24 protein-coding genes are annotated in these 19252 nt (G+C 60.9%); 12 read left to right on the top strand and 12 right to left on the bottom strand.

Annotation, left to right across the window (positions count from 1 at the left end):
• The first annotated feature begins 58 nt into the window (after positions 1 to 58).
• A complete protein-coding gene (locus ATE48_RS15060) occupies positions 59 to 727 on the top strand; it encodes a dihydrofolate reductase family protein (RefSeq protein ID WP_066772880.1) in 669 nt (222 codons plus the stop codon).
• Here the strand turns inward: ATE48_RS15060 and ATE48_RS15055 are convergent, their stop codons facing one another.
• The 3 genes from ATE48_RS15055 to ATE48_RS15045 form a co-directional block, all read right to left on the bottom strand.
• Positions 728 to 940: a hypothetical protein gene (locus tag ATE48_RS15055; RefSeq protein WP_066772879.1), complete on the bottom strand. Its 213-nt coding sequence runs from the start codon at positions 938 to 940 to the stop codon at positions 728 to 730.
• Between the two features lie 114 nt (positions 941 to 1054).
• Positions 1055 to 1399, bottom strand: a complete 345-nt coding sequence (locus tag ATE48_RS15050; RefSeq protein ID WP_066772877.1) for a cupin domain-containing protein — start codon at positions 1397 to 1399, stop codon at positions 1055 to 1057.
• The gene (locus ATE48_RS15045) at positions 1396 to 2007 is read right to left on the bottom strand and encodes a hypothetical protein (RefSeq protein WP_156767799.1); all 612 of its coding nucleotides are present in this window, start codon (positions 2005 to 2007) and stop codon (positions 1396 to 1398) included. Before ATE48_RS15045 ends, ATE48_RS15050 begins: the two co-directional genes overlap by 4 nt.
• A gap of 106 nt (positions 2008 to 2113) precedes the next feature.
• On the opposite strand from ATE48_RS15045, the gene ATE48_RS15040 reads away from it, so the two are divergent.
• Positions 2114 to 3034: an iron-containing redox enzyme family protein gene (locus ATE48_RS15040; protein ID WP_066772873.1), complete on the top strand. Its 921-nt coding sequence runs from the start codon at positions 2114 to 2116 to the stop codon at positions 3032 to 3034.
• Entirely contained in the window at positions 3031 to 3945 is a 915-nt protein-coding gene (locus tag ATE48_RS15035) for a methyltransferase (protein WP_066772871.1), read from the top strand. The genes ATE48_RS15040 and ATE48_RS15035 overlap by 4 nt, the downstream gene beginning before the upstream one ends.
• Here ATE48_RS15035 and ATE48_RS15030 read toward each other — a convergent pair.
• The 4 genes from ATE48_RS15030 to ATE48_RS15015 form a co-directional block, all read right to left on the bottom strand.
• Positions 3942 to 4892, bottom strand: a complete 951-nt coding sequence (locus ATE48_RS15030; protein WP_066772869.1) for a hypothetical protein — start codon at positions 4890 to 4892, stop codon at positions 3942 to 3944. The two genes, ATE48_RS15035 and ATE48_RS15030, sit on opposite strands and share 4 nt — an antisense overlap.
• A 40-nt stretch (positions 4893 to 4932) precedes the next feature.
• Positions 4933 to 5754 (bottom strand): pyrroline-5-carboxylate reductase, encoded by an 822-nt coding sequence (gene proC / locus ATE48_RS15025; protein ID WP_156767798.1) that lies wholly within the window; start codon positions 5752 to 5754, stop codon positions 4933 to 4935.
• Positions 5751 to 6257 carry a type III secretion system chaperone family protein gene (locus ATE48_RS15020; protein ID WP_066772865.1) on the bottom strand — a complete coding sequence of 169 codons (507 nt, stop codon included), beginning with the start codon at positions 6255 to 6257 and terminating at the stop codon, positions 5751 to 5753. The genes proC and ATE48_RS15020 overlap by 4 nt, the downstream gene beginning before the upstream one ends.
• A 169-nt stretch (positions 6258 to 6426) precedes the next feature.
• The gene (locus ATE48_RS15015; protein ID WP_066772863.1) at positions 6427 to 6681 is read right to left on the bottom strand and encodes an accessory factor UbiK family protein; all 255 of its coding nucleotides are present in this window, start codon (positions 6679 to 6681) and stop codon (positions 6427 to 6429) included.
• A gap of 78 nt (positions 6682 to 6759) precedes the next feature.
• Here ATE48_RS15015 and lgt point away from each other — a divergent pair, with 78 nt between their 5' ends.
• From lgt to ATE48_RS14990, 5 genes are all read left to right on the top strand, one after another.
• On the top strand, positions 6760 to 7812 hold the full coding sequence (lgt, locus tag ATE48_RS15010) for a prolipoprotein diacylglyceryl transferase (protein ID WP_066772861.1): 1053 nt from the start codon (positions 6760 to 6762) through the stop codon (positions 7810 to 7812).
• The gene (locus tag ATE48_RS15005; RefSeq protein ID WP_066775200.1) at positions 7809 to 8852 is read left to right on the top strand and encodes a class I SAM-dependent methyltransferase; all 1044 of its coding nucleotides are present in this window, start codon (positions 7809 to 7811) and stop codon (positions 8850 to 8852) included. Before lgt ends, ATE48_RS15005 begins: the two co-directional genes overlap by 4 nt.
• The gene (pgeF, locus tag ATE48_RS15000) at positions 8810 to 9619 is read left to right on the top strand and encodes a peptidoglycan editing factor PgeF (RefSeq protein WP_083197386.1); all 810 of its coding nucleotides are present in this window, start codon (positions 8810 to 8812) and stop codon (positions 9617 to 9619) included. Before ATE48_RS15005 ends, pgeF begins: the two co-directional genes overlap by 43 nt.
• 167 nt (positions 9620 to 9786) lie before the next feature.
• A complete protein-coding gene (locus ATE48_RS14995; RefSeq protein ID WP_066772859.1) occupies positions 9787 to 10563 on the top strand; it encodes a M15 family metallopeptidase in 777 nt (258 codons plus the stop codon).
• Positions 10564 to 10680: 117 nt separating this feature from the next.
• On the top strand, positions 10681 to 11616 hold the full coding sequence (locus tag ATE48_RS14990; RefSeq protein WP_066772857.1) for a ribose-phosphate pyrophosphokinase: 936 nt from the start codon (positions 10681 to 10683) through the stop codon (positions 11614 to 11616).
• Between the two features lie 192 nt (positions 11617 to 11808).
• Here ATE48_RS14990 and ATE48_RS20545 read toward each other — a convergent pair whose 3' ends face one another.
• Both ATE48_RS20545 and ATE48_RS14980 read right to left on the bottom strand, forming a co-directional pair.
• The gene (locus tag ATE48_RS20545) at positions 11809 to 12018 is read right to left on the bottom strand and encodes a GFA family protein (protein WP_472286343.1); all 210 of its coding nucleotides are present in this window, start codon (positions 12016 to 12018) and stop codon (positions 11809 to 11811) included.
• Positions 12015 to 14249: a PPC domain-containing protein gene (locus ATE48_RS14980; protein WP_228126645.1), complete on the bottom strand. Its 2235-nt coding sequence runs from the start codon at positions 14247 to 14249 to the stop codon at positions 12015 to 12017. The genes ATE48_RS20545 and ATE48_RS14980 overlap by 4 nt, the downstream gene beginning before the upstream one ends.
• 257 nt (positions 14250 to 14506) lie before the next feature.
• Between ATE48_RS14980 and ATE48_RS14975 the strand changes: the two genes are divergently transcribed.
• From ATE48_RS14975 to ATE48_RS14965, 3 genes are read left to right on the top strand one after another with little or no spacing between them, the layout of a single operon-like run.
• On the top strand, positions 14507 to 14917 hold the full coding sequence (locus ATE48_RS14975; RefSeq protein ID WP_156767797.1) for a hypothetical protein: 411 nt from the start codon (positions 14507 to 14509) through the stop codon (positions 14915 to 14917).
• Positions 14868 to 15056 (top strand): hypothetical protein, encoded by a 189-nt coding sequence (locus ATE48_RS14970; protein WP_066772852.1) that lies wholly within the window; start codon positions 14868 to 14870, stop codon positions 15054 to 15056. Before ATE48_RS14975 ends, ATE48_RS14970 begins: the two co-directional genes overlap by 50 nt.
• 54 nt (positions 15057 to 15110) lie before the next feature.
• Complete coding sequence (locus tag ATE48_RS14965) at positions 15111 to 16010, top strand: alpha/beta fold hydrolase (RefSeq protein WP_066772851.1); 900 nt, start codon at positions 15111 to 15113, stop codon at positions 16008 to 16010.
• Positions 16011 to 16197: 187 nt separating this feature from the next.
• Here the strand turns inward: ATE48_RS14965 and ATE48_RS14960 are convergent, their stop codons facing one another.
• From ATE48_RS14960 to ATE48_RS14950, 3 genes are all read right to left on the bottom strand, one after another.
• Positions 16198 to 16407 (bottom strand): hypothetical protein, encoded by a 210-nt coding sequence (locus ATE48_RS14960; protein ID WP_066772850.1) that lies wholly within the window; start codon positions 16405 to 16407, stop codon positions 16198 to 16200.
• A 13-nt stretch (positions 16408 to 16420) separates the two neighbouring features.
• Positions 16421 to 16621 carry a DUF1508 domain-containing protein gene (locus ATE48_RS20095; protein ID WP_066772849.1) on the bottom strand — a complete coding sequence of 67 codons (201 nt, stop codon included), beginning with the start codon at positions 16619 to 16621 and terminating at the stop codon, positions 16421 to 16423.
• 278 nt (positions 16622 to 16899) lie between these two features.
• Positions 16900 to 17784, bottom strand: a complete 885-nt coding sequence (locus ATE48_RS14950; protein ID WP_066772847.1) for a transposase — start codon at positions 17782 to 17784, stop codon at positions 16900 to 16902.
• A gap of 188 nt (positions 17785 to 17972) precedes the next feature.
• On the opposite strand from ATE48_RS14950, the gene ATE48_RS14945 reads away from it, so the two are divergent.
• Positions 17973 to 19025, top strand: coding sequence for a Fic family protein (locus ATE48_RS14945; protein WP_228126644.1), 1053 nt, complete (start codon positions 17973 to 17975; stop codon positions 19023 to 19025).
• Positions 19026 to 19252: the final 227 nt, after the last annotated feature.

Genomic DNA, 19252 nt, shown 5'->3' with positions numbered 1-19252 from the left:
AACTTGTGTCGGGCCGGAGCCGGGACGTTCGTCCTCGGATCAACAAGGAGAGTGATCCATGCGGAAGATTATCGTCGGCAGCTTCGTCTCGATGGACGGCGTCATGCAGGCGCCGGGCGGCCCGACCGAAGACCCAACAAAGGGCTTCAAATTCGGCGGCTGGGTGACCCCCTATTTCGACCAGGAATTCGGCGAGGAGGTCGATTGGCTGTTCAGCGAGACGTTCGACCTGCTGCTGGGGCGCAAGACTTATGAGATTTTCGCCGCGCACTGGCCCTACGCCGAAGGCAGCCCGAACGACGGCATCGCCAAGCTGTTCAAGACCATCAAAAAGTACGTGGTTTCCGGCTCTGGCGAAGTCGACACGAGTTGGGCGGGTTCCGTGCTGCTGGGCGACATCGCCGAGGTGAAGCGGTTGCGCCAGGAAGATGGGCCGAACCTCCTCACCCAAGGCAGCACCGAACTGGTGCAGGCCCTTCTCGCGAACGACCTTGTCGATGCGATGACGATCTTCACGGTTCCGGTGGTGCTCGGCGGCGGCAAGAAACTGTTCGCCGACGGCTCAGCGCCGCACAGCTACAAGCTGACCCGGACGCGCATTTCATCCACAGGCATCATGATCGGCCATTACGAGCGCGACGGCGAGATCAAGATCGGCGACACCGCGCTGGATAATCCGAGCGCCGCGGAAGCTGCGCGCCAGGAGCGGATGAAGCGCGAGGGCTAGTTAGAGGGTGAAGCTGGCGAGCTTCTTGGAGAAGTCGGTGGCGACGTGGCTAAAGCCATCGTTAAGGCGCGCGAGTTCCGGCGCCACCTGCTCGTCATATTGGATGGCCGCCATCGCCATGACCATGAAGGCAAGGCCCGCAAGCCCGCGCCACTGCACGTTAAACGCAGAGCGAAAGTTCTGCTTCAGTTCAATGTAAGCGATCTTGAACATGAGCGTGGCCTTCTTGGCTAATGCGCGTCAATCTTTGCGCGCTAAGCGTAAACAAGTGCTAACCGAGTGGTTAACACAAGCGTCCCGCACACATGTTTTGCAGTGAAACTGCAGCTAGAAGAACTGCACCACGTAGCGCTTGCGCATCGGTTCGATCACGCGCCACACGCCACTGAAGCCCGGCTCGATGATGAAGCTATCACCTTCAACATAGCGCACCGGCGCGCCATCGTCGGGAACAAGTTCGCACACGCCTTCGAGCACGTGGCAAAATTCCCATTCTTCGTATTTGACGCGCCACGCGCCGGCGGTTGCGCTCCACTCGCCGGCAAAGATTTTGTCGTCACGCGTGTATTCGAGTGTCGAAACGGTGCGCGGCGATCCCTCGACGAGGCGATCCGCATCGACCGCTTTTTCTTCGCGCGGCCCGCCGCCTGTGATCGCAATGAATTTGCTCATGGCGTCGCTGGATCGTCAGCTTTCGGCTTTGCTTCGAAGCCGGCCCAGCGGCCAAACATCTCTTCGGCGCGGCGCAGGTTCTTATCGAGCGAAGACATCGTCTTTGCGAAGTCGCCGGCGCTATCGCCGCGCCAGGCGGCGCGCGCTTGACCGATGATAACGCCAAGCCCTTGGGCGCGCGCCTGACCGGTCATGCCATCGGCTTCGAGGCCGGCGAGCGCCAGCACCCAGCGCGCGCAACGAACGTGTCGCTGGTGCGCCGCGGCGATGAGGGTGGGGTCGCGATCTTGGCCCTGCTCCATCGCCAAGACAGCGGCGCGGTGCGGCTCCATCGCTTCAAATCGGCGCATGATGAGATCGAACAAGCGATCACGGACGCTTTGGCTGTTATCGAGCTTATCGAGGCTATCCCCAATCGAGCGATCAAACGCCTCTTCGACGCAATCGAGCGCCTCACCCACACTTGCGCCGTAATACTCCGACACCGGACGGTTGGCGCTGTCGGCCAATTTCACCAGCGTTACCTCCCGCCAGGGCGTCGCGGCGGCAAGCGACAGAGCAGCGCGGGCCAGGTCACGCCGGAGAGCGGGGTCGAACAGAACAGACATGAAACCTTCGTCGCGGAATTGAGTTGCGTTTCGATCAAGGCCCGGCTGGACTTGGCCGTCAAGCGGGCGCTTTCCCAGATGAGGGTGAGCACGCGAGGAGGCAACCATGCCGGATGGGACTTTAGTTGGGCGCCTACGTCCACACCCCCATCAGGACAAGGCGCTGCAGACGAAATTGGCGCTGTGGAATCGTGCGCGGCTTTCACCGCAGACGCCGTCCAGCGATTGGCAAAATGAGTTGGAGCGTGAGCACAAGATGCTCTCGCTTGAGCGCACGTTCATCGAGCACACGCGCCGCGAGCAATCTGAACGTGCGCAGGCCGCGCCGAGAGATGCGAACGGGTTCGTCAATTGGTTTGAGAGCCTGAAGGATGCAGGGCCCGGACAAGGCGATCCACTCTTCCCATGGCTCGCAGAGCGCGCTTCGCAAGACGAGATGCGCTGGTTCGTTGAGCAGGAAGCAGCTGGCGAGGCCGGCTTCGACGATCTGGTTGCGCTGGCGCAAGTGAAGATGCCGACGCAGGCGAAGCTGGAGCTGGCGCGCAATTATTGGGACGAAATGGGCCGAGGCAACGCCAAGGGCATGCACGGTCCGATGCTTGAGACCTTGGTTCACGCGCTTGGTTTGAAGCCGCGGATCGAAACCACGATCGCGCCATCGCTGGCGCTCGGCAACACCATGGCGGCGTTGGCGACCAATCGCGCGTATGCGTATCACGCACTGGGCGCGTTGGGTGTGATTGAACTTACCGCACCCGCACGCGCCGTGCAGGTAAGCCTTGCGCTGCGCCGCTTACGCGTATCGGCAAAGGCGCGGCATTATTTCGATCTGCACGCCGTGTTGGACATCAAACATTCTGAGGCGTGGAACCGCGAAGTGTTTGGTTCGATCGTTGCCGAAACGCCGGAAGCAGCGCCCTACATCGCCGAAGGCGCGCTGATGCGCCTGCAATGCGGCGCCGATTGCTTCGAGGCCTATCGCTCGCATCTTTGGGGTGGCGATGGCGGGGCTCTGCCCCACCTATGACACTAGACGATGCGCTTTTGCAGTTGCTACAGCTTCTCAAATCCCGAAACTATTCGTTCGTCACGACAACACCTGCGACACACGCGCACTCGATCATGCGCGGTTCGTCGTCCGCAAACGCGCGCGACATCATTGGGTGGAGCCGCTACTTTTCGGTGAATCAAGCCGATCCCGATATCGTCGCGCTTTTGCGCGCCGCCGATATGCTCGATGTACGAGAAAACGGCCCCGCCAAGAGCAAGGTGCGCGTGTCGTCTCTCGGAGACCTGCTATTCCTGCATTCCGCCTACCCGACCGACGACCATGACTCCGTTTTCTTTGGCCCCGATTCTTATAGGTTCGCTTCGTTTCTCGCAGGCGAGATGCCGCGACTAAATGCGCGTCGGCGCATCGTCGATATCGGCGCCGGGGCGGGCGTCGGCGGTATGGTTGCGTCGCAACTCTCACCCGGCGCACAAATAACGCTTACAGACATAAACCCCCAAGCCATTCGCTTCTCGCGGATCAACGCGGCATTCAACGGCATGGATGTCGAAGCGATTCAGACAGACGCGCTCGACGGCGTCCCAGGCGCCATCGACTGCATCATTGCCAACCCTCCCTACATAGCAGACGGCGCGCACCGGGCCTATCGCGACGGCGGAGGCGCACACGGTGGACGGCTCTCCCTTGCTTGGGCAAAAGCGGCGGCGGAGCGCCTGGTGACCGGCGGCGCATTGCTGCTCTACACCGGCAGCGCAATCGTCGATGGCGAGGATCGTTTGAAGAAGGCGTTGCTCGAAGCGCTCAGCGACTTCGATGTCACCTACCGTGAGCTCGATCCCGATGTTTTCGGCGAGGAGCTGGAACGCGCAGACTATGCGGATGTGGAGCGCATCGCTGTGGTTGGGTTGGTGGCGATCAAGCGCTAGGCGCGCACCAGTCGCGCCAACGCGGCCGAAAGCAATGTAGTCGCGCGGGCGCGATCTTTCCAATTGAGTACGACGGCAGGGCCAGTGTCGGTTTTATTGACGTCAACGACGTAAAGCCTGCCGCTCTCGTGTTCGCGCAGGACATCGAGCCCACCCCAATCGAGCTTCATCTCGGTGCAAAAGTTAGAAATCTGATCGAGTTCGGCAGAAGAAAACACCTCTTCAGGCAATTTCACGACGACGCTTGTGTTCTGAATTGAGAAGCGTGCGGCGGCTGGCTTTCGCTTGACGAAGACCACGACCGGACGGGCGCCAACGCATGCGGTGCGCAAATCATGCGCCCAGCCGTCGGCGCCTTCAGTCTTGATTACGCGTTGATAGGATTTGCCGGGCTGCGGCTGCAGCGGACATGTGACCAAGCGGCCATCGTGAAGACCATTGCCCTCGCCTTTTTCAACGGCGTCACCAACGAACGTTGTGGGGTCAATCGCCAGCGGATAGCCAAAGGCTCGCTCCATCACGCGCGCAACGTTGCTTTTTGAGACATCACCAACGCCGAAGTTGAACGCCTTCGCGTGTTGCGGCGGCGGTGGTGCGGCGACAGTCTGGTCTTCAAAATAAAACGCAGCATCAGCACGCTCAGGCGATGAGGCGAACTCAAATCCGCCCCACACCATGGCCGCCCAAATGATGTACCAGGGACGCGGACGATACGGCGCGAACCAGATGCGCGGGCCACGCGCTTTGGTGAGGCGCGTCCAGAATCCGTGCAGACGCACGAACGCGTAGTACGTGAACCAGCGCCAAATGTCGGCCCAGAGTTGCCAATCATTCTTGAAGCGCACGCCCGTCGATTTGACGTGCACGTAGCCGTCGACCAGCTGGAAATCCGCCCCCCAAAACCCGCTCTGCGTGTTGCGTCCGGGGGCGAGATCGAAAACGAGCATGAGCGATTGTCATGCCAAATCGCGGCGAAGCTGAGAAGTGTCAGCCTTTGCCGAGTTGACGGGACCTAGCCGCCGCTGCGCTGACGGCGCGGCGCAGCAATGGCCCGAGACCGTCCCCTGCGCCGAGTACGTCGAGTGCGGCTTCCGTGGTGCCGCCTGGCGAGGTCACTTGTTTGCGGAGCGCGCCGGGCGGTTCGCCAGTCTGCAACATGAGCGCGCCTGCGCCGGCGACGGTTTGGCTGGCGATACGCATCGCGGTGTCGCGATCGAGGCCCTCTTGCTCAGCGGCGGCAGCGAGCACTTCGGCGAGCAGGAAAACATAGGCGGGACCAGAGCCGGATACGGCGGTCACCACATCCATGAGCCGCTCGGCGGCGATCGGCTCAACAGTGCCTAGAGGTTCGAGCAATTGTTCGACGAGCGCGCGATCCTCAGGCGTGCACGCGGGCGACGCCACATAGGCGGTGACGCCGCGGCCGATGCGGGCTGGCGTATTCGGCACACAGCGCACGATGCGTTGCGCACCAAGCTCACGTGAGAGCAGCTCCATCGGGATGCCGGCCATGACCGACATCACGCGCGTGTCTGGGCCGATGAAGCGCTTCACGCCATCGACGATTGAGGGAAAGGTCTGCGGCTTCACCGCAAGGACAACGATATCGACTGGACCTGGATCAGGCGGATTTATCACCGCGCCAACGGAATCCAACTCGCGCTCAAGCTCTGGATCAAAGCTTGGATCGACAATGCTGAGCGTTAGCGCGCCGCCCTTGCGGACAGCTTCGATCCAACCTCGAACCAGTGCGCCGCCCATAGCGCCCGCACCGACTAAAGCAATCGACGGTGCGTCTAGGCCGCTCACGCTTCTCCGCAGGTCTCGAACAGAGCGGCGGCGGACGAATCCTCCGCCGACATATTGCCAAGAATGACGTATTGGAACGCTGGGCTGAAGCGTTCAGCCGCGTCCATCGCAGCCGCCAGCATTGCTTGGATTTCGCCGATCGAAATCTCATCGCGGCCGATCATCGGCATCGCATGGCGGAAGATGATGGTGCCGTCGTCGCTCCAGACATCGAAATGGCCGAGCCAAAGATTTTCGTTAATCAGCGAAGCAAGTTTGGTTGCCTCCATCCGCCGCGAGACCGGCGCCTGAATTTCGAAGCCCAACGTGAACAGCAGCGCCGGCAATTCGTGGCGATAGGAGAAATAGCCTACGCTCTCACCCCAGCTCGTCTTGAACGAGAAGTGCACATCGCCGTCCTCGGCGCGTTCGCACTGAAACCGATCGTCGGAGCCGATTACGGCCTCGACCGTATCCATCGGGTCAGATGAAGTTTCAGCTTCGTCGTCGATCCAGAGATCCATCAGCGTCCCCTCTTCGCGAGCGCTAGCCGCCCCTCAGCGGCCGAAATTCGATCTCTTCACCTCGGATGCGCATCTTTAGCCGACGCGTCGAATCGAGCCCTCGCCTCTAGGTAAGCGCCTAGAATCTTACTCGAAACTAAACGTCGCGGTTTCTTCGCATTACGCGAATTTATGCTCGATCCTTGAGCAGGGCCTCGAGCGCGGCGACTCGCTCCTTCAAAGCGTCCGCTTCGGCGCGCGCGTCCGAGGCGAGTTGCTTCACGGCCTCGAATTCATCGCGGCTGACAAGGTCCATTTCCGCGACGAAACGGTCGGCGTGGGCGCGCATAAAGCTCTTCGCCTCAAGTTGCGCTCCCTGAGCCATGCCCATGGCCCCAGTCATCAAACGGGCCAGATCATCGAACACCGAGCTTGTCGTTTGCATGTGGACCGATCCTTTCGGCCTACTTATTAAGCGCCGCGGGGCCGGACAATGCGGCCAATCAGCTAAAGGTGGAAGCGGGTGATTTTAGAAGCGATCCAATTCCCCAATATCGACCCGGCGGCCTTCACCATTCCGGGCTTCGAGGTTGGCGGCCTGAGCCTCGGGCCGTTCCATCTACGCTGGTATGCGCTTGCCTACATCGTGGGCCTGGTCCTCGGCTGGCGCTGGATGGTCTGGCTGATCCGGCGCGACAAGCTCTGGGCCCCCAACCGCGCGCCGATGAGCGTGCCGCAAGTCGATGACTTTCTGTTCTGGGCGACGCTCGGCGTCATCCTCGGCGGGCGCATCGGCTACGTGCTTTTCTACAAGCCGGACATGATCTGGCATAACCCGGCTGAGATCCTGCAGATCTGGCAAGGCGGCATGAGTTTCCACGGCGGACTCATCGGCGTTGCGCTGGCTGCCTGGTGGTTCACCCGCCAAAAGCACGTGAACGAAGACCAATACGCAAAGCTCGTCGCCAAACACGCGGTTGCGAAAGCACCGGATGGCGAGGGTGGAAAGTACACGCGCTTTGGCGAAGACAAATGGGTATTGAAAACGGAAGCGGAAGCGGCCCGCGAAAAGGCCAAGACCGACACCGTCGATCTCTTGCGCCTGGGCGATCTTGCAGCGGCGGCAGCGCCGATCGGCTTGTTCTTCGGCCGCATCGCCAACTTCATCAATGGCGAGCTTTGGGGCCGCGTGACGGACAGTCCGCTTGGCATCGTGTTCTGCAACGAGCGGCTGATGCAGCAGAGCGGCGGCTATTGCCCGGCCGGCACAGACCCGCGTCACCCAAGCCAATTGTACGAGGCGGCGCTGGAAGGCTTTGCGCTGTTCACGATCATAAGCATCGCAACTTTGCGCTTTGACACGTTGCGCCGCCCCGGCATGAACACCGGCATCTTCCTAGTTTGCTACGGCCTCTTCCGTGCGCTTCTGGAAACCGTACGCGAGCCGGATGCGCACATGCCGGAGGCGCTGCGCGGCGTCATCACCATGGGGATGATCCTCTCGATCCCGATGATCCTCGGCGGCGCATGGCTCATTCGCCGAGCTCTCAAGCAACCGAAACTGGCGTCGGCGTGAGCCTTAGCGAGAAACTGGTCGAACATATCCGCGACAACGGTCCGCTGACCGTCGCGGAGTTCATGGGTGCGTGTCTCTACGATCCGGATGACGGTTATTACGCCACGCGGCCGAGCATAGGCGGCGCGAACGCAGATTTCCTGACGGCCCCCGAAGCCAGCCAGATGTTCGGCGAACTGATCGGGCTTTGGTGCGCGCATGAATGGGACGCGCTTGGAAAGCCGGCGTTCAATTGGATCGAGCTAGGCCCGGGCCGCGGCGTGCTGATGCAAGATGCGTTGCGCGCTACGCTGCGCATCGAGGGCATGCACGATGCGGCAAACGTGGTGCTGGTGGAAACCAGTGAGCCACTGCGGGACGAACAAGCCCAACGTGTGCCAACGGCCGAATGGGCGCCGCGCATCGAGGATGCGCCGCCTGGCCCATCCTTGATTGTCGCCAACGAATTCTTCGATTGCTTACCGATCCGCCAATTTGTGTTCGGCGAAGACGGCTGGCACGAAAAGCTCGTCGGCCTCAATGAAGCCGACAAGCTCACCTTTGGACTGAGTGCGGCGATCCCAGCGCCTGAAAGCGACACTGAGCCCGGAACAGTGCGCGAGATCGCGCCAGGCTTGGAGAGCCTCATCTATGACATCGAGCGGCGGTTGCATGATGCGCCGGGCCGCGTGCTGATCATCGACTACGGCTACGCCAAACCCGAGGGCGCGGACACGCTGCAGGCGTTGCGGAACCACAAGAAGGTCGATCCGATCGAGGCGCCCGGCGAGGCGGATTTAACGGCGCACGTCGATTTCAGCCGCATTGCGCAGCTTGCATCCGATGCGAACCTTCAAGTGCACGGCCCGATTACACAGGGCGCGTTCTTGCGCGCGTTGGGCATCGAATTCCGTGCGGATGCACTGATGCGCGCAAATCCGACGCATACGGAACGCCTAAAGCGTGAAGTGCGGCGCTTGACGCACCCGGACGAAATGGGCGCATTGTTCAAAGTGATATGTCTATCGAGCCCCAATCTGCCGCCGCCGGCCGGCTTCTGAGCACGCCGCCCTCCTCGCGCGCCAACGTGCTTGCAAGCGTGAAGCACGGTTTCTTCGGGCGCGAAGGCGGCGTCTCGAAGGGCATCTATGCATCGCTGAATGCGGGCACAGGCTCGAACGATGACCCGGCCAACGTGTTAGAGAACCGGGCGCGCATCGCGGCAACATTCAGCGTCGATCGCGATCATCTCTGCGGCGTACATCAGGTTCACTCCCCGACGGCTGTCTTCATCGACGCGCCATGGCAAGGCGAGCGCCCGCGCGCTGATGCGCTTGTTACCACCACGCCGAACCTCGCCATTTCCATTCTTACCGCCGATTGCACACCGATCTTGTTCGCTGACGCCAACGCGAAGGTGATTGGCGCCGCGCACGCTGGTTGGCGCGGCGCGATTGGCGGCGTCATCGAAAATACGGTCGGCATGATGGAAAAGCACGGCGCTTCACGCGCAAACGTCGCGGCCGCTATCGGCCCGACAATTCATCAAAGCTCATACGAGGTTGGGCCAGAGTTCGAGGCTGAGTTCACTACCGCTGATCCGAGCTTCGCGCGGTTCTTCGTCCCCGGCGCCGGCGATCGCTTTCACTTCGACCTTCCAGGCTTTTGCGCCTCGCGTCTTGAAGCGGCTGGCGTCACGCAAATTGAAACGCTACCGCTCGATACTTATGCCGAATCCACACGCCTTCACTCGCATCGGCGCTCCGTGCACGAGAAGGCCGGCGATTATGGCCGCAATTGCAGTGTCATCATGTTAAGCGGCGATTGAGAGGGCGCATTTGGATTTCAGCGAACTTGCCACGATTGTGGCCGGCATTGCGTGCGGTGTGTCGACGATCGTTGCGGCCATCGCGCTGATCGGCATCCAGCGCCAAACTGAGGCCGTACTGTTCGTGACCATAAACGGACCTCGATTTAGAAGAGTCGATTGCTGGCATGAGCATTTTCGGTCCACTCAGCGGCCTTCGCGATAGGCCAATTCCGCCCCCGCCGCCAAAGGGCGCGCGCGGCTATCGCGAACTTCCAATCGCGTTTGACGGCGCCGCGAACAAGGAGCCGCTGGTGACACTCAGCGACTACGGCGTGCGCGGCGAGAACTTCTATGCGCAAGAGCGCAACCCACCCTATTACGCGATCATTCCCGGCGCGATCACGACGCTATCGCTTCGGCAAGGCGCGGCCGAGCGGCTGCGTGATGTCAACGCGCGCCTTAACAAAGCCGAGCTTGAGCTCTTCGTCTTTGACGCATGGCGGCCGCAAGCGGTGCAGTCCTATTTCTTCGATCAATGGCTCCCTGCGGAATTACGCAAACGCAAGCCTCAGCTCTCGGACGAACAACTCGCCGCCGAAGTCTCGAACTATTGGGCAGCGCCCAGCACCGGCGCCGGCGGGCCATCCCCGCACTCGACCGGCGGCGCTGTCGATCTGACGATCCGCTGGCGGGCCGGTGAGGCGCTGTGGATGGGCTCGTTGTTCGACGACGCCTCGCCGCTCGCGCACACAAATCGGTTCGAGGAGGCCCTCGACCCTGAGGCGTTTTCGTTTTCCAACGAGGAAGCGCGCGCCAACCGGCGGTTGTTGTACTGGCTGATGGTCGAGGTTGGTTTCGCCTCCAATCCATCCGAATGGTGGCATTTCTCGTTTGGGGACCAGATGTGGGCAAAGCTCCGCAACGAACCTGAAGCTCTCTATGCCGGTGCGGAAGCGTCATAAAACGTGGCGCCCGGGCCACGGGCGCCTGCGCTGTCATTAAAGTGCAGCAAAAGCTTTCGACTCCGGCGAGTCGGCGCTTAAAGGGAGCCGATCCAGGAAGCGACGGGGCCCGCTCCCATGAAACTTTTGTCCGGTAATTCCAATAACCCGCTCGCCAAGGCGATTGCGGAACATCTTGATACGCCACTCGCGCAAGCCGAGTTCAAGCGTTTCAAGGATAACGAGATCTTCGTTGAGATCCAGGAGAACGTGCGCGGCGAGGATGTGTTCATCCTGCAGTCGACGTCGTACCCGGCGAACGATCACCTTATGGAATTGCTAATCGGCATCGACGCGCTGCGCCGTGCTTCGGCGCGCCGCATCACGGCAGTGATCCCCTATTACGGTTATGGCCGCCAGGATCGCAAAGTCGGCGGCCGCACGCCGATCTCGGCAAAGCTGGTCGCGAACCTGATCACAACAGCGGGCGCCAACCGTGTGCTCACGCTTGAGCTGCACGCAGGCCAGATCCAAGGCTTCTTCGACATCCCGACCGACAACCTTTTCTCGACGCCCGTGCTCGAGCGCGACATTCGGGAAAACTGCAAAGACACGACCAAGCTCATGATCGTCTCGCCGGACGTGGGCGGCGTGGTGCGCGCGCGTGCGCTGGCGAACCGCCTCGGCGCCGATCTCGCCATCGTCGACAAGCGCCGCGAGAAAGCCGGCGTCAGCGAAGTGATGCACATCATCGGCGACGTCGCGGGCCGTGACTGCATCCTGGTCGACGATATCGTCGATAGCGGTGGCACGCTGTGCAACGCCGCAGAGGCGCTGCTGAAGGAAAAGGCCAAATCGGTTTCGGCCTACATCACCCACGGGGTGCTCTCGAACGGCGCCGTCAAGCGCGTCGATGACAGCATGCTGAAAGAGCTGGTGGTGACGGACTCGATCGATCCGAACGGGCGCAAGCACAAGAGCTCGAAGATCCGCGAGATCTCCGTTGCTGCGCTTATGGGCGACGCAATCTGGCGCATCGCGAACGAGCAAAGCGTAAGCTCACTGTTTGAATAGGCTTATTGCCAAGGCAGCCCGTCGAACTTCGGCGCGCTTTCAAGATCAACGTCCCAATCAGCACGGCTGGCGCAACACATGTGCGCGCTGGGTCGCATATCGAGCGGCGTGTCCAAACTGCCGGCAGGCACAACGACGCCGGCAAGCGGATGAGCGCGCGGCATAGCCGAGCCACAGCTTGAGCAGAACGCGCTAATGGCGCATGCCCTCGAGGGCGAAGCCACTCATCTTCTCCGCGCCGGATATCCAGGCAAGCTTTCCGCCTGCGGAAAACAAGTTGGAAGCGTGCGCCGAGCCGGCGCCTTTCCGGCGCCGGCTGCAATGGCAAAGAAAGAAGCCGTCAAACGAACCTTCGAGCTCGAAGCGCACTGCGCCGCAGAGACACGAGCCTGCGTGCTTCATGACGGCGGCGAGAAGTGCTCGGCGCTGAAATTGTATTGCGGCGGCGCCATCGCGCCGGTCGCGGCGCTGACATTGATCGAATAGTTTTCGCCCGCACATGCGCCTGGCGTTGCAGGCACCGCGCGATTGAACACCATCAGCGCTGCGTACTCGTATCCGGAAGTGTCGAAGACACCGCCGCGTCCGAGTTGCACGACCTCAATCTGGCCATTGCGCTTGCCAAGACCAACCAATTCGAGATTGGCGTCGCCGCGCAAGGCGTATGTGCGAGCGCCCTGGAGGCGAAGCGCCACATAGTTCGCGCCGAGTTGTTGGACGCGGCCGCGCGGCGACCAGGCGCCATTGCGGTTGATCGTACCGGCCAACGCGACCGAGCGCGTAAAGCGCGGGGCGAGTTGGTATGCGCGGGCGAAGTTCTGCACGCGCCAGCGTTGCAATGCATCCGGGATTGTCGTGCCGACAACGCTGAGCGTCCGCGACATGGTTTCGAAGCCATCATAGGTGACGGCGTTTTCCCAGAGATTGACGACGATGCGATTGCCATAGCTGTCGGCCAGCGATTGCAGCAGCGTCCACTGCGCGTAGTTGAAGCCTTGCGTGGTAGTGGTCCAGCAAAGCTCAGGCTGAGCAAAATCAGTCTCGACGTAGTCGGTCGCGTCCTGATCGTCGCCAACGGTGACGACTTCCGTCCACGACGCGGTCGATTCATAGAGCCAGTTCAGGCCCTCCTGCGCGTCGTAGCCGAATTGGATGACGTGGTTGAGTTCGTGCGTCGCGGTGGCGCGCATCAAGCTCTCGGGCGGCGCCTTCTTACCCATGCCGCGGAAGTCATTGTCGATGACGAGGACGGCGCGCGCTGCGGCGGTTTCGCGGACATTCGGCGTATTGGCGTTGTCGAACATCATTTCGACTGGCTTGGTGTAGCCCATCGAACCGTTTGCTTCGCCGATATAGGCGCGGTAACGGCCATCACGATCGCGCACGGGCGCGACCCAACCGATGCGGTTGACTTGCGTCGCGAGAACCTCTTGCAAAGCGTCCGCGGTCGCACGGGCGTATTCGTGCGTGGACGCATCGCGTCCCTCGAGCGTGTAGTCCAGGCGGAAGTCCTGCGTCGTGATCGTTTGCACCGGGCCGCTTAACGTCACCTGGTTGTCGACCAGCTCTTGCAGCGCCGTGACGACGGAGGCATTGACCGACAACAGCACCAAACGGAATCCGCCGCTGCTGTTGGATTGCGCGAAGCGATAGAGCTCAAGCCGATAGCGGCCCGCCGCGGGCGCTGTGAACGCGAAGGCCGAATTCAGCGAACCATCGCCGCGGTCGTCATTGAGCGCGACCGGGTTTCCATCGGGGCCATTGAGACGCAGCACCGTATCGAGGTCGCCGCTTGTGGTTTCGGCGTTGGCGTAGAGCGTCTGCCCTGCCGCGAGATCGACCGTATACTCAACCGACGGCCGGGCGTCATTGAGTTCGCCTTCGTGGCGGGCGATCTCTGCACCTTCGATAGACGAGAAATTGAATGGCGCGCGCGCGTTCGGATCGACGGCCAAGGATACAATCGCTTCGCCAACGCCGTTGCCGCCATAGGTGCTGGCGACAACGCGATAGCGGCCGGCGCGCGCGATTTGATAGACAATTTGCGAGTTGAGCGAGCCATCGCCCTGATCGTCATTCGACGACAAGGTTGCGCCACTGGCGTCGAGCAGTGTCAGCGTGGTGTCGAGGCCCTCAGTGAACGCAAACGTCGAGGCGACGAAAACATCGTTCGCCGCGAGATCAACATCAAAACTGTGCTGGGTTTGACGCGGGCTGAACGCGACGCGATCCTCGCGCAGGCGACGGGACGCATCTGAAAGGCCGACATCAAGGCCGTAGGTGATGTCGAGCTCGAAGGCGCCGCGCGCGTTATTGTACCCCGACACGATCGCCGTGTGGCGGCCCGTAGTGCGCGCCACATAGACGATGCGCGAAGATAGGATGCCCTGCTGCTGGTCGTCGTTTTCCGCGACACGGCGACGATCGGGACCGTTCAACGTCAACACAGTGTCGAGATTTTCTGTCGAGGAGGTGGTGAGCGTGACCACCTGCCCCTGCTGCAAGTCCAGCGTGAACGATGCACGCGGCGCGCGAGCCGTAAGACTTCCCGTCAAATGCTGATCGGCCAGGGTCTGCGCCATGGCGCTGGCGGTCATCAGAGCAAGAGCAACCACAAAAATCCAAGCGCGCACGAACATCCCCCAAAGCTTCAGCCGACATTAACGTCAGCGGCGTCCCGCACTCGGTATAGTGACTGCCTTGCCGCTCGCAACAGCACTTAGCGCTCTGGCGCATGGTTTATCGCGCGTAACGCTACCTGCGCGTGAACCTTCAATTGCCACTCGGCTCTAAACTTTTTCGCCAATTGCAAACCCGACCTTAAGCGTACTTGGCCTGGGCGAATGGGACGGCGCGAGCGATCAGCGCAGCGACCAAAGCAAACCCCGCAGTGTTCACATCGAACGCGCACGGCCTCGCCAATGGCGACATCGTCTGGCTCGCTAACGTTTCAGGCACGGGCAATTGGGCCACCGGTCTCAATGGGCGCTGGTACACAGTCGCGAGCGCCGCTACCAACACGTTCCAATTGCGCAATTCCGTCGGCAATATCGTCAGCACCTCAGGATATAGCGGCAGCTATCCAGGAAGCGGCACGGTCACGCGTTGCCTTGAAGCGGCGTGCCAAGTGCGCGTCACCTCGAACAATCACGGATTTGCAAATAACGATTGGGTTTGGGTCCAGGGCGTCAGCGAATTGCAACGCAACGAACGGTTCGTCGGCGTCGCAAACGATCTCGATCTGCAACGCCATGAAGAACCGCGACATCATCGTCTACACGGTCGGGTTTCACATCGATAACGATGCAACGGCGCTCTCGGTGTTCCGCCAATGCGCGACCGATGAATCGCACTTTTATCTTGCAGACGACCGCACCACGCTGCAGGCCGCGTTCCAGCAAATCGGCCAGTCGATCTCGCAACTACGCATTACGCACTAGCAAGACATGCGTCTCCATGGATGACGAAAAGACGCCGCCCCGCTAAAGGGAGCTATGCGGATCATCAAATCCATCGCTGTCGCCCTTTCGCTGGCGCTCGGCGCGTGCGCCATCGGCGCGGCCGAAGACGACAACGACCGCTTCCCGACCTCAGAATCGTATCCCGCCGGCACGATGGAGCGGATCGAGTTTAGGGCGGGCGTGCCCGAGCAATGGCGCATCTCCGCGCTGCAGACGCCGCCGCGCGCCGAAGCGGACTGGAAAGTCGTCATCATCACCGGGACCCCCTCCTGGAGCGAATACTGGGCTCCGACGATCGCGGCGCTTGCCCCAAACCGTGAAATGATCGTCGCGGACCGGCCGGGCTTTCGGACATCTGAGCCGCGCGACGCTGTCCGCGACCTCGCCAAACAGGCCGACGCGCTTGCGCCGATGCTGGCGCATCGGGCGGGCCAGCGCGTGCTTCTGGTTGGGCAAAGCTTCGGCGCGCCGGTGGCGACCTTGATGGCCCAGCGCCATCCGGACCAGGTCGACGCCCTGGTGCTGGTATCTGCCTATTTCGGAGATCGTGGGCCGACAGCGCGCCGCCTCGTCGGGGCCGGCGAGCTCTTCCAACCCATGCTGCCCCGTGATTTTCGCAACTCAATCAGCGAAATGAGGGCGCAGACGGCCCAATTGCCGGGTGTTTGGACCGCGCTTGGCGGCCTCCGGCAGCCGGTCGTCTTTATCCATGGCGATGACGACAGCTTCGTGCCCCTCGCGGCGGACCAGCGGATCGCGGCCGAATACGGCCATACCCTGATCAGCGTCCCGGGCGGCGACCATTTCCTCAACGCCTGCTGCGTTACGGACGTTATCGGGGCCTTCGAACAAGCGATCTCAGAAGCCGAGGGCCGGGAGGCGCCTCAGCCCCCTGCAACGCAACCCTCCGATCCAGACCCGTCCGGCGGGTAGTGGGGTCATTCCAAATTTCGGCTGGTTGACATGGGTGAAGTGATCGACCTGGCCGAGATTAGGAAACGATGTGAGCGCGGCGCTGCCGAGCATCCAATCCTGCAAGCCCTAGACGCTCTCGCCCTGGCATTGGTGGCCCACGGCCATCAATGGACAGAGCGAGAGCGCCAGCTTTACGAAACCGCTGCTAGCTATCTTTGCGGCGGTTGTACGGGCTCTGATTAGTGGGCTTGAGGCTGATGTTTTCCTCAGCCGCCTTGTTGCGGATGGCAGCTTCGGTGCGACCATGCTTGACGCCGATAACGCGGGTTGGCGTGTTGCCCTTCGCCTCATCCTTCAATTGCTTCACTTCTCCCGGCGTCCAAGGCTTGCCGGTGTTGCGCGTGGACTTGCTCATTGAACGTCTCCGATTAAGCGCGCTGGCCAGCGGCATTGGTGGAATGGCGGATCGGGATGTTGTCCAACCCAATGAGCAACTGCATCGATCGGTAGCAACCGGCGCGCGCAACGAAACCCTCGCCCGAGTTCGCGATTTTGCGTCCGTTGGCCGCATACAGCGTCCACCGATAATCGCGTCGCGGCGATTGCTCCCTGTAAACATAGAAGTACATTCTAGGAGGTCCTTTGTCTGAGTCTGAACAGTTCACCCGGTATCTTTTTGAGTACCGGCACGAAGGATCGGAATGGGCCCTGGAGGTGCGCGCTCGCGATCTGGACGACGCTAAGGCTCGTTTGAAAGCCATGCCTTGGGCGCAGTTCAGGGGCGAGATTGCCCTTTCAGGGTCCGTTCCTGACTTCCGTCCGTTCTCGCTTTGGACGAGCCTTTTCGGAAGCCAACCGAGAAGTAAGCGCGATTCTCGAAATGAGTCCCACAGATGATTCAGGCATTTCAGGCCGCCTTTTTCTTGTAGGGCCCACGCTTCGTTGAAGGCGCGGCATTCTCGATTTTTTCCACCAGCGCAACTATATCGGCGATGTCCCACACGCGGTCGCAGAGACCGGCGGCCATCGCAGGCGTCACGCGCAGCGATTTGTGAATTCTGCAAAAATTGTAGAAGGTGAAATGAAGCGCGACTGCGTAAGCGTGGTTTTCGACCTTCTTGGAAAACGCATTGGTGAGGCGCGTGAAGCGCCGCATGTGCATTCTCATCGTCAAGTTCTGACGTTCGACAAATGAAGTGCTGATGTGTTTGGGATCGGGGCGCCCGTGGATGGGCTTCTTTACAGCGCCGGTGCAGACGGGCGGACTGTAGCGCGTTTGCGGCCCATCCGGCGCCTGCCCGTATTCCTTCACAAGCATCGCGTAATCGACATCGATGCCGAAGGCATCACGAACGGCGCCGAGATAGACCAGGTGGCCATCACTCGTGAGCTGAACGCGATTGGCGAGCCGGTCATAGGTGTCCGTCAAAAACTCGCGCGCGTATTCGGCATCACGTGCGCCGACTAGCCAGTTAATGCAGAGCTTCGAGTCCGCGCAGATGGCTGTCCACGTCCATGTGTCGCCAGCGCCTTCTGGGGCCGATTTGGCAAATGGAACGTTCTTCTGCTTGGCGTAGGTGAAGCTCCAAATCTCGTCCACCTGGACGCGCTTGGATTGGACCCCTCGCACAGATTGGTCGTGGTAGTCGGCGCAGGCGCGGCCAGCATCAATCAGAAGGTTTGTAACGGTGCGCTTTGTGGTTCCCGTCAGCCGAGCGGTCGCGCGAACGGAGTTCCCTTCCACGAGGCAGTGGAGAATGCGGGTGCGCGTTGCCGTATCCAGCCGGTTCATGCGCGTATGATATAATCATTGACGCAGAATGCAAGAATGATTATAGCAAGATGCGTAGATGATATAGGGATTCGCGCATGATCTACACCGAGCCAAAGCTAGAATCCATTGACCATCAGGTCCTTAAGCTAATCGACCGGCAACGGTCGCGGTTGGGCACCTTTACGCAACACAATCCGAAGCGGTGGATGGGATCCATCCGGCGCCGGACCTTCGCGCGCGCTATCCAAGGGTCCAACAGCATCGAAGGCTACAACGCGTCGATGGACCAGGTGATTGCCGCCATTGAAGGCGAACCACCCATCGATGAGCGCAACGAAATCACGATGGCGATTGAAGGCTATCGCAACGCCATGACTTACGTGATGCAAGCCGCGCGCGATCCGTATTTCGACTTCAGCAAGCAGTTCTTGAAGAGCCTTCATTTTATGATGATCGGCTTCGACATGACGAAGAACCCGGGGCAATGGCGGCCCGGCTCTATATTCGTCGTGAACTCGAAGTCTGGCAATGTCGTTTATGAGGCACCCGACCAAGAGCAGGTTGATCCGCTGATCTGCGAGCTGGTCGAGTATGTGCGCGGCAAGACGAGGCAGCACTTGTACGTAAAGGCTGCGATGGCGCACTTGAATCTAACCATGATTCACCCGTTCAGCGATGGCAACGGGCGCATGGCGCGGGCGCTGCAAACGCTGATTATTGGGCTAGATGGCCTGCTTCATCCTGTATTTTCCAGCATCGAAGAATGGCTGGGCGACAACACTGAAGAATACTATTCGGTCCTTGGTGAGACCGGCGAGGGCCGCTGGCAGCCTCAGCGTGCCGCGCAGAAATGGATGAGGTTCTGTCTTAAGGCGCACTACCAGCAGGGTTCAAAACTACTGCGTCGCATGGGCGAGTATGAGCGCTTGTACGCTGGCATCATTGAATTGATTGCACAGCACGGGCTGCACGAACGCACTGCGCTGCCAATGTTCGATGCTGCTCTAGGCCTAAACCTCACAAACGCTCGGTATCAGGGAGACGCGCAGGTAACGTTCCATATCGCGTCGAGAGACCTGAAGAAGCTTTCCGAACTCGGCCTACTGGATGCGCAGGGTGAGACCCGCGCGCGTCGCTATTCGGCGGGCCCCGAATTGCAGGCCCTCCGCAAGAAATACCGTACCCAAAAGCCGCTCGTGGACCCTTATGAGCTTGCTTCGTCCTCGGGTGACTTGCAGGGGGAATTGCCGGGGCTTTGACGACGCTCCTTAGCAAGTTCCTCTCGAAGCTTGTCCACGCCCGCCTGATCCAGGGTGGCGTGGTCTACGACGCTCTTGGCCAGCTGATTAAAATCCCGGGGCCGCTTGGGCTTTGGGGTGTTGGGAGGCGGTTTTGCGCTCATTTAGCCTAGGTGGACCGCGCCGCCCCCATCGGCAACACCCGAATTCAAATGACCCCACCACCGTCCGGCGGGCCCACCTTGCGG

The organism is Candidatus Viadribacter manganicus (assembly GCF_001679665.1).
GTDB classification, from domain to species: domain Bacteria; phylum Pseudomonadota; class Alphaproteobacteria; order Caulobacterales; family Aquidulcibacteraceae; genus Vitreimonas; species Vitreimonas manganica.
Note: the sequence above shows the minus strand (reverse complement) of the source record. Positions and strands in the feature narration are given on the sequence as shown.

Bases quoted from the DNA above. Each gene is read 5' to 3' on its own strand.
- ATE48_RS15055 (WP_066772879.1), bottom strand. From the start codon at position 940: ATGTTCAAGATCGCTTACATTGAACTGAAGCAGAACTTTCGCTCTGCG.
- ATE48_RS20545 (WP_472286343.1), bottom strand. From the start codon at position 12,018: ATGAAGCACGCAGGCTCGTGTCTCTGCGGCGCAGTGCGCTTCGAGCTC.
- ATE48_RS14950 (WP_066772847.1), bottom strand. From the start codon at position 17,784: ATGAACCGGCTGGATACGGCAACGCGCACCCGCATTCTCCACTGCCTC.
- ATE48_RS14990 (WP_066772857.1), top strand. From the start codon at position 10,681: ATGAAACTTTTGTCCGGTAATTCCAATAACCCGCTCGCCAAGGCGATT.
- ATE48_RS14965 (WP_066772851.1), top strand. From the start codon at position 15,111: ATGCGGATCATCAAATCCATCGCTGTCGCCCTTTCGCTGGCGCTCGGC.
- ATE48_RS15060 (WP_066772880.1), top strand. From the start codon at position 59: ATGCGGAAGATTATCGTCGGCAGCTTCGTCTCGATGGACGGCGTCATG.
- ATE48_RS20095 (WP_066772849.1), bottom strand. From the start codon at position 16,621: ATGTACTTCTATGTTTACAGGGAGCAATCGCCGCGACGCGATTATCGG.
- ATE48_RS14960 (WP_066772850.1), bottom strand. From the start codon at position 16,407: ATGAGCAAGTCCACGCGCAACACCGGCAAGCCTTGGACGCCGGGAGAA.
- ATE48_RS15040 (WP_066772873.1), top strand. From the start codon at position 2,114: ATGCCGGATGGGACTTTAGTTGGGCGCCTACGTCCACACCCCCATCAG.
- ATE48_RS14970 (WP_066772852.1), top strand. From the start codon at position 14,868: ATGAAGAACCGCGACATCATCGTCTACACGGTCGGGTTTCACATCGAT.
- ATE48_RS15020 (WP_066772865.1), bottom strand. From the start codon at position 6,257: ATGGATCTCTGGATCGACGACGAAGCTGAAACTTCATCTGACCCGATG.
- ATE48_RS15045 (WP_156767799.1), bottom strand. From the start codon at position 2,007: ATGTCTGTTCTGTTCGACCCCGCTCTCCGGCGTGACCTGGCCCGCGCT.
- ATE48_RS15035 (WP_066772871.1), top strand. From the start codon at position 3,031: ATGACACTAGACGATGCGCTTTTGCAGTTGCTACAGCTTCTCAAATCC.
- ATE48_RS14945 (WP_228126644.1), top strand. From the start codon at position 17,973: ATGGGATCCATCCGGCGCCGGACCTTCGCGCGCGCTATCCAAGGGTCC.
- ATE48_RS15030 (WP_066772869.1), bottom strand. From the start codon at position 4,892: ATGCTCGTTTTCGATCTCGCCCCCGGACGCAACACGCAGAGCGGGTTT.
- ATE48_RS14995 (WP_066772859.1), top strand. From the start codon at position 9,787: ATGAGCATTTTCGGTCCACTCAGCGGCCTTCGCGATAGGCCAATTCCG.
- ATE48_RS15015 (WP_066772863.1), bottom strand. From the start codon at position 6,681: ATGCAAACGACAAGCTCGGTGTTCGATGATCTGGCCCGTTTGATGACT.
- ATE48_RS15050 (WP_066772877.1), bottom strand. From the start codon at position 1,399: ATGAGCAAATTCATTGCGATCACAGGCGGCGGGCCGCGCGAAGAAAAA.
- pgeF (WP_083197386.1), top strand. From the start codon at position 8,810: ATGTCTATCGAGCCCCAATCTGCCGCCGCCGGCCGGCTTCTGAGCACG.